Consider the following 13,195-nt stretch of genomic DNA (forward strand, 5'->3'; position numbering starts at 1 on the left):
CGCTTCGTAATGAATATCGCACAAAATGCGTGCCGAAAATGATAAAGTTCAGTTTGACCTTTGCGACAGAAGAGCATTGTGAGCTGCTTGGAACAGATTTCTGCCCTGCACGTTAAAGCAAGATTCCAGATAAGATGAAAGAGGCAACAGAAAAATAGATAATAATACCCATGACATCTACTAAGGTTGCTACCAAGGGAGCTGAAGCACTTGCTGGGTCAAACCTTAAGCGTTTAAGGATGAAGGGGAGCATAGAGCCAGATAAGGAACCGAATGTAACAATTCCAACTAAAGCTGTGCCCACTGTCATGGCAATGAAAACCCAGTGTTCGCCATAATCGTAGACGCCAAGCTGTTGCCAGATCATTATACGTGTAATCCCAATGATTCCGAGCAACAGGCCGAGAAATATCCCTGCTGGAATTTCGCGAATGATGACTTTCCACCAGTCTTTGAGCGCGAGTTCACGTAAAGCTAACGCGCGAATAATGAGGGATGTTGCTTGTGAACCGGAGTTTCCTCCCGAACTCATTATAAGAGGAATGAATAATGTAAGAGCAATGGCTTTTTCGAGCGACGTTTCGAAATATTGCATGGCACTGGCTGTTAACATTTCACCAACAAAAAGTAAAGCAAGCCAGCCACCACGCTTTTTCATCATCCCAAGAAAATTTATTTGCATATACGGCTTATCTAGGGCTTCCATACCACCGAATTTATAAGCATCTTCGCTCATTTCATTGACCATCGCATCAAGTACGTCATCAACCGTCACAATACCGATGACGTGATTGCTGTCATCAATAACTGGTACAGAGAGAAGATCGTGGCGCTGAAAAAGGCGAGCGATATCTTCGTGGTGCATAAAAGGTGATATCGTGATGGGTGCATCACGTGTTAGGACGTTTATAATTTGATCACCAGGTGAGGCAAGAATAAGGTTACGCAGCGAAACAGCTTTGAGAAGGGCGCCTGTTTTAGGATCAATAACGTAGCTCGTATAAACTGTTTCACGTGTTCGTTCAACATCGCGAATATGATCAAGAGTTTTTTGCACGGTCCAATTTGCGGGCACCGCTATAAATTCGGTCGTCATCATTGCACCAGCTGTGTGATCAGGGTAACTAGTGAGTTTTTTAAGTTCGGTTCGGGTTAAGGGTTTCAGCAAGGCATAGAGCTGTCTTTGAGTTTCTTCATTCATTTCTTGAAAGACGTCTGCAGCGGCGTCTGCAGACATACCATCAAGAATTTCAACGGAACGATCGACAGGCAAAAGTTCAAGAATAGCCGCTGGTTGTCCAAGCTCCGGTTTGTCGAAGAGCTCAATAGTATAATCAAGAGGTAAAAGACTCAGGACAGTCACGCGTTTTGCAATATCGAGATCATTGATGATATCAATTGAGTCGGCAAAATGGTGGTTTTTAAGTTCTTCGGCGAGAGCCTCGGGAGACAATTTTTTGAAATCGAAGGTTGTTTTAGTCTCAGTCATAAGAAAGCACCTTCCAGCAGGTTATGGAGTTATTGATCCGGATATACAGGAAAGAGAAATTAAAGTTACAGAAAATTTAGAAAAACTTTCTTTATAATTGTATTGGAGATGGTTAATATTTCAAATAAATTCGAGAAGAAATAGCAAGCTATAAACAATTTCAGCTTTCAGACAAAGAGGGCTTTTTTATCTTTGTTTGCTTTTTGTGATAAATTTGCTTTTTACTTTTCTATTTTTATATCAATGTGCGTTTTTTTAACGCTATCTTAGGTCGCACGAAGTGGCTTTACGGTGCTGCCGATTTGTGTTGTTAAGACTGCTATTCTGCCTTAAAATATAATGGAGACGTATAATATTATGACGACAGCGACGGTGCTAGACTGGAAGGGATTTTGCGGGCTTCCTGATTTTTCTTCGATAAACGACGAGGATTTTAGGCCTGCTTTTGAACAGGCGCTCAAAGAAGCTGAAAAAGAAATAGAAGCGATTGCAGCTGTGGAAGCACTTCCAACGCTTCAGAATTTTTTACAGCCTTTTGAACTTTCTGGCGCGGGATTGGATCGTGTATGTTCGATATTTTTCCTGCATTCAGGTGCGTGTAGTAATGCGTTAATTCAGAAATTGGAACGAGAGTTTGTTGTAAAGCTTTCTCGCTATTCTTCAAAAATTATGATGGATGAACGGATATTTGCGAAGATGGACGTGCTTTATAAACAATCACAGGAGGGTGCATATGATAGTGAAACGACGCGTGTGCTTGAATTGTGGTGGAAGAAGTTTGTTTGTAATGGTGCAAGACTCGGAGAAAAAGATAAAAAGAATCTCATCGAAATTAATGAAAAACTCGCTCTTTTAAACGCTACTTTCGGTCAAAATGTACTCAAAGATGAAGCCGAATGGATTTTATTTTTGGAACAGGAAGATTTATCTGATTTGCCTGACGACCTAGTTGCTGCGATGAAGGAGATTGCCCGTGAAAAGGGCCGTGAAGGAGCTTACGCGTTAACATTAGCGCGTTCGCTCGTCGAGGCTTTTTTGAAATTCTCTAATCGTCGAGATTTGCGCAAAACAGCATTCCATGCTTGGTCTACACGCGGTGAAAATAGCAATGATAATGATAATCGAGCGATTATTGTGGAAATTATTGCACTTCGCAACGAAAAAGCTAAATTATTGGGGTACAAATCTTTTGCAGATTTAAAACTTGATAATACTATGGCCAAAAATATTGGTTCAGTTATGAATCTGCTCGCGCCTATATGGGAACGAGCGAGAGCTAAGGCCATTACTGAACAAGGTGAGTTACAAGATTTTGCAAAAAATCAGGGGGCTGACAGACCTTTAGAGGCGTGGGATTGGCGTTATTATGCTGAAAAATTGCGTGCTGAAAAGTTTTTTTTCGATGAAACTGAAGTTAAACAATATTTTCAGCTTGACCGTATGATTGAAGCAGCTTTTTCGGTAGCAGAAAAACTCTTTGGAATTTCGTTTGAAGAAAAGACTAGTGTTCCACTTTGGCATCCTGATGCACGTTTATGGGCGGTAAAAAAATCTGATGGAAGCTTAATTGGGCATTTTATCGGCGATTATTTTGCACGTTCTTCAAAACGGTCGGGTGCGTGGATGAGTAGCTTGCAATCACAGCATAAATTAGATAGCGGGCAAAAACCCATTATTTACAATATTTGTAATTTTACTAAGCCGCCTGAAAAAAATGCGGCCCTTTTATCGCTTGATGATGCACGGACGCTTTTTCATGAATTTGGGCATGCATTGCACGGCTTGCTTTCTGATGTGACATGGCCATCTGTGGCGGGAACATCTGTTTCGCTTGATTTTCTTGAACTTCCTTCTCAACTTTATGAACATTGGTTAACAGTACCAGAGGTGTTAAAATCTTATGCAACGCACGTAGAAACCGGTATCCCTATTCCGCAAGTTTTGATAGATAAGATTTTGTCAGCACGTACATTTAATGCTGGTTTTTATGCTGTTGAGTTTACTTCATCTGCTTTGATGGATATGGCTATGCATCAGGGAGTAATAATAGATGATCCGGCAGCGTTTGAACGTGAAGAATTAAAAAAGTTAAGAATGCCTGATACTATTATTATGCGCCATCGTCCTCCGCATTTTTTGCATATATTTTCAAGTGATGGTTACGCTGCTGGTTATTATTCTTATATGTGGGCGGAAGTGCTTGATTCTGATGCTTTTCAGGCTTTTGAGGAAACACATGATGTTTTTAATTTAGAACTTGCGGACCGGTTAAAGCGTTTTATCTATTCCGCAGGGGGGAGTCGTGATCCAGAGGAGCTTTATAGAGCTTTCCGGGGGCGGTTGCCGTCATCAGAGGCGCTCATTAAAAAACGTGGCTTATAAAGTGCAAACAGTATGGAATAAGGCGTATTTCTCGTTTTAATCGACTAAATGTATTAACTTCGGCGTTTTGCGTAAGAAGTATAGTGAAAGTCGTAAAATCAGTCAGCGTGGTTACGCTGATTCCGATATCGGTGTCTGGACGAATATAATCAGTCTGAAAAATATCCGGAATATAGATCTAAACAACGGTTTTTCGTGAATGAAGGTGTCGCAATAATAAAAGGAGAATTCAGATTTTATTTTCAGTAAATTGATCAATCATTAAACGAAAATTATCGTTATTGAAGCTTATTGTAAATTTAGGTTACTGCATGGGTGTGTGTTTTGGATGTTAGCTTATTGTAAGATGCGGTACACTGTTTTTGCGCTTTTTGCCGGCATTCGCCGCGAGTAACTGCTCCGGAAACAGCGTGGCCACATTCAGATGGGTTTCGGAAGTAGTATTGACGGGTGATTTCCAAAAAGTAATTTCTTCTCGTACCCCGTTTTTAGTTTTTTGAAAAAATGAAATTTTATGCTTTAAGTTACGGGAGAGAAAAATTATCAGCCCGGTTCACTTGGTGGCCGTTTAGGTGTTGTTGTGCTTCTTTTATCAGATTTTGATCTATTTTATCGAGTAAATGAGTATTCTGTCGCGCCATATCATAAAGACTTATTGGTGATTGGCGCCCGATATTATGTATATCTCCTTTCGTCAGATTCAGAGTATTTACGTTGATAGGGAGCCCGTTTTCACGGGAAGGCATTTGAAGACTTAAAACATTTTCTAATGGCTTTTCTAAATAGGAGACGAGTTTTTGTCTCCCTTTAGAAGTGAAATTAACTCCATCGCTGGCGCGCAATATGGATATTTTTCCGTTTATATCATAGCCCGAAAAAGAAAATTGACCTTGTTCATCAACAAAGCCTCCCCAAACATCAACAAAATACCCTCCTGCTTCTTTTGTTGCTTTTTTATAAAGTTCGTTGAGGGTTTGTATTTTTTGTGTCAAAGACTTATTTTCGAAAGCAGGTTGGTCCATCCATATCCATGGTTTTCCAAAATAACGAAGGCTTTCAGTAATATCTGCAATCCTTTTTTTATAAAAATCTATCCATTCTGGTTGGGCAGTTTTTAATATGCCATCAGGCGTAACGATTGGTTGATTATCGTTTGCGCCTACCACTATAATAATAGTGTCGGGTTTATTTTCATGAATAAGTTCAGGGATGTTGTTTTTCCAAGAATAATAGTCAATTCGGACTAAGCCGGAAGCCGGAACTGCTCTGTTTATAATGGTTATACCGGCATTATCTGCGAAAAATTTGTCAAGCTCATTGGCAACAGTGGAAGCCACAAAGTCCCCTATAATGAGAATTCGTTTTGCGCTCGCGTCTTTTTGTTTTTGTATTACAGTTTTTGGGGGAGGTGCGTACGCTTGCTCTTTTATAATGTGCGGCTGTTGTGGTGGTTCTTCTCGTTTTTTATGTTTGAGCAAAAATTCAAAAAAATTTTGGGCTTTAGTTGGAACCGGCCGCATAATCGTGAGAGTAAAAGTAGAATAAAGTAGGCAAATCAAGGATATTTGGCGAAAATAGAACAAAATATCACCCAAACTTATTGTTTTCGCAGAAGAAGAAGAATCTCATGGCTTGGATGTCCATTTACTTTTAAGCCGTGTCGTAGCTGAAAAGCTTTAATTGCTTTCTTAGATTTCGTGCCAATTTTGCCATCAATTTCTCCTTTATAATAGCCAAGTGCGGCTAAACGGGACTGCAATTCTAAACGTTCTTGGAAAGAAACGGGCTTAAATGGCCGGTTCCAGTCTTGGATTAATTTGGAGCGTCCGGCGATGCGATCAGATAAAAGAGCGACGGCGAAAGCGTAGCGGTCTGCGTTATTATAACGTTTAATGACGCAGAAGTTTTTCGTCACTAAAAACGCGGGGCCTCCTAACCCGTCAGGCAATTTTAATTTTGCTAGCTCAGATAAAGAAGGGAAAGGCTTCCCGTTTGCACGTTGAACACCGAGCTTTTCCCATTCCTTGAAGGAAAGCCAATCTTTCGGAAATTTTTTCTCATGCGACAATTTGACTTCGAATCCCCAGGGGAGGCCAGATTGCCAACTATTCATGTGGAGCAGATTTGCTGCGGTGGCTAGTGCATCTGGAACCGACGCCCAAATGTCGCGGCGTCCGTTTCTGTCCATATCAACAGCATAAGTAAGATAGCTGGTCGGGATAAATTGCGTATGCCCCAACGCCCCGGCCCAAGACCCGACAAGTTGAGAGCGGTGAATTTCGCCACTTTGCAGAATTTTCATGGCAGCAATAAGCTGCGCGCGCGCATATTTTTCACGTTTTGGGTCCGCATAAGCTAAAGTTGCCAGCGAACGGATAGCGTCGCGCATTACGGCTTTATTTGACAAAACCCTACCGTAATTGCTTTCTATTGACCAAATAGCGAGGAGGACATTGTAATCGACACCAAAACGTTTTTCAATTTTGAGAAGCCATTTTTTCCATATTTCGGTTTGGCGCCGCCCTTCTGAAATTGCAAGATCGTGGATCCTGTTGTCAAAATAGTTCCATGCGGGATCGACAAATTCTGGTTGATATGCTGCTTTTTCTAAAACTTCTGGGTCAATTGTGCTAACTGTTTTGAAAGCTATATCAAACGTGGAAGATGAAATACCATTCGCTAAAGCTGTTTTTTTAAATTCATTAACCCAGTTTTTAAAGCCACTATCGGCCTGTGCACATGAGAGAAAAAGTGCTGAAGGGATAGCAAAAGCAAACATTAATTTAAGAATAAAGGTTTTCCAATTTCCTAGTTTCTTTAAAGAAGAGGAGAGGTGCAAGTTCATTTTTTACCAATTAATATTGAAGTATTTATATGTAATATAATTTTATTTTTGTATTTGGTTTAATAGAATGTTTTGTCAAGTTAGATAAAAATGCCAAAATGAATCGTCCAAGATAATGAAATTATTCGAAAAAGCGCATTTGAATGCACCTTCTTATTATCAATTATAATAACAAGAAAAATAATAAAATATATTTAAAAAACCTAACCGAAATATGCAATAATGAATCAGAAAGCTATTAGTTAACAAAAATGGCGGGAGTGCGTAAAATCCGCGAAGCAGTATTTCTTATAATAGGTCTTGGTGCTTGTTTTCTTACGGCAACGAAGATAGTTCTTAAAAAATGCTAACTATCGTTAAAACCAGTTATTTAGTATGTTGTGGACGAAGCACGTGAAGCGGGTATCGAACATTTTTTGTCGCTGGACGCAATAAAGCAGTGATTGGGGGTTATTTTAGTACGCAGGTTGAATAATATGCGGCATCCGCTGAAGGCGACAAAAGAGGACGAGCTCGAGCATTTGTGAGATTTTCAGTTTTCACTAAGCATAATGTCTTTTGCTCGGCAACGGCAGCTTCTGGGGGCAGGACGTGCTCTCTGGTGTGCGCGTAAATTAGCTGGGGAAGGGCGCTTTCCTTTGTAGAAAAAGCGCGGAGAAGAAATGTTGTTAGTTGTCCAAGGATGCGAACCCGGAAAAACGCAAATAAATATGGTATTGTCGATAAAGGAAAACAGGTCGCGAACGGTTTTAAAATTACAAAAATGATAAGGAAACAGACAGAAAGAATAGCGCTATCTAATTTTGTGCATCAATGGACGTTATATTTATATTTGCATCTGGAAATTTTTGGTATCCTTTCGCGTCACGAATGAGGGTAAGGGACGAAATTCAGCTAACAAATACCATACCGCAGCTTGTAAAATGAGCGGGTTTTTTGAGCTTTTAATCAGATGGGTATAATTTTAATTATTGTTCTAGAATTAGTTTTATTGAAGCTGATATTGCGTTTTCTTTAGCGCGTACCAATATGTATCAGCAGGTTTCTCCTTCATTAAAAAATTTACTTGAAACGATTAAAGTTGGAAAATGGTATAGACCTCTAGATTGATTTCGTTTATCAAATTTATTTATGGTGGGACAGTCTTCTAATATGTTAGCTCTACAGGATGCCGTGGCGTCGGCACTTAAAACAATCGCCAGCGAGAAGCAGGGGCTTAAGGCCCTTGAAACGGCGTTTCTTAAGGATCTTTCTTCCTCTTTTAAGGCCGCAGTTCAGACCATTAGGAACGCTGGCGGTCATGTGGTGATTACCGGTCTCGGTAAAAGTGGTCATATAGGTACAAAAATTGCAGCGACCTTAGCTTCAACCGGGACACCTGCCTTTTTTGTGCACGCTGCAGAAGCTAATCACGGTGATCTCGGTATGATTAGCTCCGATGATGTTCTCCTTGCTTTATCGTGGTCGGGGGATACTACGGAATTGAGTGGTATTATAAGCTATGCTGCGCGTTTTCGTACGCCACTTATCGCAATGACGTCTGGTGAGAATTCTATATTGGGGCGGCAAGCCGATATTGTTTTATTATTGCCGAAAGTAGAGGAAGCTTGCCCCCACGGGCTCGCCCCTACAACTTCAACAGTTATGCAATTAGCTATGGGTGATGCGTTAGCTATTGCTCTTTTGGAGATGCGTGGTTTTACAGCGACGGATTTTAAAATTTACCATCCTGGAGGTTCTCTTGGTGCAAATCTTAAATATGTGCGCGATATCATGCATAGGGGTGACAGTGTTCCTTTGGTTATGCAGGGTGTATCTATGACCGAAGCTGTGGGTGTTTTAGTAAAAAAACACTTTGGTTGCGTTGGCGTTGTAAATCAAAGGGACGAATTGATTGGGATCGTGACGGACGGTGATCTCGCGCGTAACATTCATCGCGATTTATCGAAATTTAACGTTGATGAAGTAATGACCAAGGATCCTAAAATCGTGAATTCAGACACATTGGTTGGTGCTGCAGCGGCTTTTATTAATGACCACCATATAGGTGCTTTTTTCGTTACTGAAGGTAAGAAGCCCGTAGGGATTGTACATTTTCACGATCTTTTGCGTATTGGCGTTGCTTGAGTCAGCGAGTATCAATATTGGATAAAATTCCGCGTTCAGCTATAAATGAATTAAGGATAAATCGGGGAAGTCTGTATAAAAAATAGTGCCGTTAAGGTAACTCTGGGAAAAAGTTATCGCTTCACCGCATTTTACGACATAGCGTCAGTCTATCCAGGCCGGCATAATCACACAGATGTTGATATATGGCAGATATAGCCTCTAAAAGAAAAAAATATCCTGCTTTTGTTGTTGTGTATTTTTGCGAGAGCCTCGACCTTTGTTTAGGTTTTCCGTTTAAGAAAAAATTGTGAGCTAGCATTTGACATACAGGAAAGCAGTGTTTTATCATTGGACACTGTGCAACTAGCGCGGGATACCTTCCCCCGAAGAATCGAGCGTACTTCAAGTTCTACATGTCGGGCGTTGACGTAATTGTATGTGCCTTCTGATAATTTTTCTTTTGTATCCGCAGCGCGCGTTTCAAAAATGCCGTCGCGAAAGGAGGAGATAATGCCGTTTTGGTCGGCCCATTCGCCGTCGATTCCGGTTGGCATATTGTGCGCAAACAGGTTTGGCGTATAATATTGCGAAGAACCGCAGGCTACCAACGTCAAAGCGCTGATCATAAGACATAAAATATGGCCGATGTATTTCATTTGTTTTACTCTATTTACTTCGTTCTATTTTTCAACTTTTATAACTTGTGAAATTATTTCGTTAATCAATATGAGGCTTTTGACGAAAATCAATGAAAAAGCAAAAAATTACAAAAAAATATCTTAATATTGTAGTTAATTTTCGACTCGCTAAAGTCAGTCTGCAAGGCACAAGAGGCGAAATATATCCCTGTGATTTGCGACGATTCCTGTATTAATATGCTGAATAGTCTCAAAGGAGATTATTAAAGTTATGATTAGTCCGATTCTTGTTGCGGGTGAAGACCATGGAAGGCGTATAGAACTTTCCGCTATGCTTCGGAGTCTTGGTTACCGTACCATCGAAGCAGAAAATAGTTTACGTGCGATTGATCTTTTGTATAGACGTAAAAATATTGTGCTCGCGTTGCTTGATGTTGTTATGAGCGATTTGAGTGCGAGTGATTTAATTAAAACAATTAGGGCTGCAGGAATTTCTGTTCCTGTTGTTGTTACGGCAAAACAGAATGATCAAGAATTGCTTCAGAAAGCTTTAAAAGCTGGGGCTATTGATTATTGGATTCATCCGATTACGCAGTTGCGGTTGAGGGTTACTTTGAATAATCTTTCACTTATTGCCTCATTAAAGCGTGAGGTTTGCTATATTCAGCGACAAAATAGAAATCATTTGCGGTTTTCTGATCTTCATATGAAAAGCAAGGCAATGCAAGTGGTTTTGGAACAATCGAAAAAGGCAGCTACTTCTTCAGAGAATCTTTTAATAGAGGGTGAAGAAGGGACAGGTCGGGAAACATTAGCCCGCATTATTCACCACGAAAGTTTTTTATCGGAAGGGCCTTTTATTCGCTACCAATGTTCAGCCGTTGTCGATCCAGAGGAAGAGAACCGCTTGTGGTTCGAAGAATTTTTACCACTGGTTTCTTTTCTCGAAAAAGGGACGCTTTGCCTTTGTGATATTGATCGGCTTGAGCCTATACAGCAAAAACGTTTTGCGCGTTACCTTAAAAAAAGAGCGGAAGCTGCAAAGGTTAAAGATTTATCTTTTCGCATTATCGCTCTTTCAACATCACGAGTCGCAGATTTGGTCAAAGAAGGCTTTTTTTCGCGCAGTTTATTTGAACAGTTTGCTCAATTATGCGTCAGTGTTCCCCCTTTGCGAGAATTGAGGGATGATCTTCCAGAGATTTCTCAACGCTTGATTGACCGCATTATTGCCGAAACAGGGCGATCGCATGTGCACGGTCTGGCGGGATCGGCTGTTTCGTTGCTGATGCAGCATGATTGGCCCGGTAATCGCGGCGAACTTGAAAATTTACTGTTTCGCGCAATTTTACTCAGTGAAGGGCCGTTGTTGACCATCCGGGACTTTCCCCAATTAGTGAAAAGTCCGTTGATTGGTACCCCAAATATTATTTATAATGATGATCGGGAATACTGCGAAAAAAAATTTATACAATTTTTGAACGCTGAGGGGCACGTTCGCGCTTTTTTTGATGTGGAGTGTGATATTATCGAGAAAGCTGTCAAACATTATAAAGGGCGTACGAGCGAAATTGCTCGTCGTCTTGGTATAGGGCGCTCGACGCTTTACCGTAAAATAGAGAAATTAAAGGCGATAAATAGTCAAGGGAAGGAGTGAAATTTATAATCGATTTTTATTTATAGAGAGTTACAATTTTCAAAAAAGAGTCATTAGCTTTTGCTGAAGCGAGGGGAGGTTTGCAGTTTCGCTTCTCTTAAAAAATTGTTTATTTATAAAATTTTCTGATTTAGAGTGCTTCTCTGAGTTTATGTCTTTTTTAATGATTTATAGATACGGAGTTAGTCGATGCCATTATTAATTTTTTCTCGCCATCTAAAATTTTTAGCACTTTAGCTAATTACGAGGATGGGGGGTAAACGGCGCGCTCTTCAGCACAAGAGGCGGAATTTCGGAAACACTAGTTCGCGTTTGTGTCCTTTTAAATAAAAGAGAGGCGGCGTTCTTTTTGTTCTGCAATTTGGCAATATGGTCGTTAATTTCGGCTTTATAGTCCGTATTTATAAGGGTGGAGTGGCTTCTAAAATAGAAAGTTTATCTTTTTGACTTTTCTACATATTATCACCGACTTCGTCATATTTTTCTTTATTGCGTCTATGTTAGCGATTTACGCCTATGGTCGCTTTCCTCGAAACGCTGGGGGCGAGTGCTCTTATGCATTTCAGGTTAAAGAAGATGAGACAGCGCTGGACCGTATAGTGAGTCGATTGGCAAAAGAGAGGGATGGATTGGGGGTTGATAAAGATGCTCTTTCGCTCATTGTCAGTAATTTAGATGCATTTTATGTTCGCGCTACGGGAGCGGCAGAGGCTGGGCGCAGTCTTGATTTGATGTATTATATTTGGGATGATGATTTAACAGGTCGTTTATTACTGAGCGAAATAGTGGAGGCTGCCGATCGTGGTGTACGGGTACGCCTTCTTCTGGACGATATCAATGCTCAAGGCCGTGATCCGGCTTATATTGCACTTGACAAACATCCCTTTATTGAAGTCAGAATGTTTAATCCATGGCGAGCACGTAATGGCGGGTTACGCCGCGGCATAGAGATCATATTGCGGGCAATCACCGTAACGCGCAGAATGCATAATAAAGCTTTTATTATAGATGGGCGGGTGGCTTTTGTTGGGGGACGGAATCTCGCGGATTCTTATTTTGATGCAGGTAAAAAATCGAGCTTTCGGGATTTAGACCTGATGTTAATAGGTCCGTCGGTTAAAAAAGTGGAAACTGTTTTTGATGATTTCTGGAATAGCGCTGTAGTTTTACCGATTCGTACTTTAGTAGTGCCGAAAAGCACGTACGATCTGGGCAAATGGAGGGATAAGTTACGTGAGTTTCGCGATTCCAAAATTGCAGAAGTTTACCTGGATTACGTCAAAAAGCATATCGATTTTGAATATTTTATTCACGCAGGGAAGCGATTATTTTTAGCGGACAAAGTTGATGTCCTTTCTGATCCTCCGGAAAAAGCATTGCGCAAGGGGGAAAGGAATTGGCTAATGGAAGCGATCTCGCGAGTTATAGGCGAAGCTCAAAAAACAGTCCAGATCACGTCACCTTATTTCGTCCCCGGCAAAGCAGGTACACAAAATTTTGGCAGCTTAGTATCAAAAGGTATTGACGTTAAAATTCTTACTAATTCTTTAGCAGCTACTGATGTAGCAGCAGTACATGGTGGTTATGTGCCTTATCGTAAGGCATTATTGAAAAGTGGTGTTAAACTTTACGAATTGAAACCGGATGGAGGCACTCATCTTTTAAGATTATTTGGATCAAGTAGGGCAAGTTTGCATACAAAAGCTTTTTTAATTGATCATAAAACCGCTTTTATTGGATCTTTAAATTTTGACCCTCGATCAGCTTCTCTCAATACTGAAATGGGCATTCTTTTTGAATGCGCTCCGATTACAGCGAGGTTAGATTTACTTTTTTCTGAGGAAACGACAGGAGAAATGAGCTATCATTTGCGGCTTGGTGATAATAATCGTATTTATTGGGATTTTACTGAGAACGAAAAACAGTGTAGTACCGATTCTGAGCCAGAAAGCAATTTTTGGCGCCGTGCGTTCGCAAAGATAATGAGCTGGCTGCCTATTGAATCACAATTATAAAGAGTGTGAATCATAATCTTAGGAAAAATATTTTATTTTTTCTTTTCATTTAATCTACAG

General features: G+C 40.5%; 8 protein-coding genes and 1 pseudogene. 5 read left to right on the plus strand and 4 right to left on the minus strand.

Annotated features, from left to right (window positions below):
• Positions 1 to 112: 112 nt before the first annotated feature.
• Entirely contained in the window at positions 113 to 1,489 is a 1,377-nt protein-coding gene (gene mgtE, locus BANH1_RS01580) for a magnesium transporter (RefSeq protein ID WP_015397690.1), read from the minus strand.
• Positions 1,490 to 1,846: 357 nt separating this feature from the next.
• On the opposite strand from mgtE, the gene BANH1_RS01585 reads away from it, so the two are divergent.
• Entirely contained in the window at positions 1,847 to 3,871 is a 2,025-nt protein-coding gene (locus tag BANH1_RS01585; RefSeq protein WP_015397691.1) for a M3 family metallopeptidase, read from the plus strand.
• A 524-nt stretch (positions 3,872 to 4,395) separates the two neighbouring features.
• On the opposite strand, the gene BANH1_RS01590 is transcribed toward BANH1_RS01585, so the two are convergent.
• Positions 4,396 to 5,454 carry an SGNH/GDSL hydrolase family protein gene (locus BANH1_RS01590; RefSeq protein WP_041583179.1) on the minus strand — a complete coding sequence of 353 codons (1,059 nt, stop codon included), beginning with the start codon at positions 5,452 to 5,454 and terminating at the stop codon, positions 4,396 to 4,398.
• A 14-nt stretch (positions 5,455 to 5,468) separates the two neighbouring features.
• Positions 5,469 to 6,716 carry a lytic murein transglycosylase gene (locus BANH1_RS01595; RefSeq protein ID WP_015397693.1) on the minus strand — a complete coding sequence of 416 codons (1,248 nt, stop codon included), beginning with the start codon at positions 6,714 to 6,716 and terminating at the stop codon, positions 5,469 to 5,471.
• 260 nt (positions 6,717 to 6,976) lie between these two features.
• Here BANH1_RS01595 and BANH1_RS07515 point away from each other — a divergent pair.
• Positions 6,977 to 7,826: pseudogene (locus BANH1_RS07515) on the plus strand (UTP--glucose-1-phosphate uridylyltransferase).
• Positions 7,827 to 7,847: 21 nt separating this feature from the next.
• Complete coding sequence (locus BANH1_RS01605; protein ID WP_015397694.1) at positions 7,848 to 8,843, plus strand: KpsF/GutQ family sugar-phosphate isomerase; 996 nt, start codon at positions 7,848 to 7,850, stop codon at positions 8,841 to 8,843.
• Between the two features lie 263 nt (positions 8,844 to 9,106).
• Here BANH1_RS01605 and omp10 read toward each other — a convergent pair whose 3' ends face one another.
• Positions 9,107 to 9,481, minus strand: coding sequence for an outer membrane lipoprotein Omp10 (gene omp10, locus BANH1_RS01610; protein WP_015397695.1), 375 nt, complete (start codon positions 9,479 to 9,481; stop codon positions 9,107 to 9,109).
• Positions 9,482 to 9,734: 253 nt separating this feature from the next.
• On the opposite strand from omp10, the gene BANH1_RS01615 reads away from it, so the two are divergent.
• The gene (locus tag BANH1_RS01615; RefSeq protein WP_015397696.1) at positions 9,735 to 11,120 is read left to right on the plus strand and encodes a sigma-54-dependent transcriptional regulator; all 1,386 of its coding nucleotides are present in this window, start codon (positions 9,735 to 9,737) and stop codon (positions 11,118 to 11,120) included.
• A gap of 443 nt (positions 11,121 to 11,563) precedes the next feature.
• Positions 11,564 to 13,135 (plus strand): phospholipase D family protein, encoded by a 1,572-nt coding sequence (locus BANH1_RS01620; RefSeq protein WP_015397697.1) that lies wholly within the window; start codon positions 11,564 to 11,566, stop codon positions 13,133 to 13,135.
• Positions 13,136 to 13,195 lie beyond the last annotated feature (60 nt).

It is taken from the genome of Bartonella australis AUST/NH1 (assembly GCF_000341355.1).
Lineage (GTDB): Bacteria > Pseudomonadota > Alphaproteobacteria > Rhizobiales > Rhizobiaceae > Bartonella > Bartonella australis.

What these genes read in the sequence shown, in the direction of transcription:
- mgtE (WP_015397690.1), bottom strand. Translation starts at nt 1,489, where the DNA reads ATGACTGAGACTAAAACAACCTTCGATTTCAAAAAATTGTCTCCCGAG.
- BANH1_RS01585 (WP_015397691.1), top strand. Translation starts at nt 1,847, where the DNA reads ATGACGACAGCGACGGTGCTAGACTGGAAGGGATTTTGCGGGCTTCCT.
- BANH1_RS01595 (WP_015397693.1), bottom strand. Translation starts at nt 6,716, where the DNA reads ATGAACTTGCACCTCTCCTCTTCTTTAAAGAAACTAGGAAATTGGAAA.
- BANH1_RS01605 (WP_015397694.1), top strand. Translation starts at nt 7,848, where the DNA reads ATGGTGGGACAGTCTTCTAATATGTTAGCTCTACAGGATGCCGTGGCG.
- omp10 (WP_015397695.1), bottom strand. Translation starts at nt 9,481, where the DNA reads ATGAAATACATCGGCCATATTTTATGTCTTATGATCAGCGCTTTGACG.
- BANH1_RS01615 (WP_015397696.1), top strand. Translation starts at nt 9,735, where the DNA reads ATGATTAGTCCGATTCTTGTTGCGGGTGAAGACCATGGAAGGCGTATA.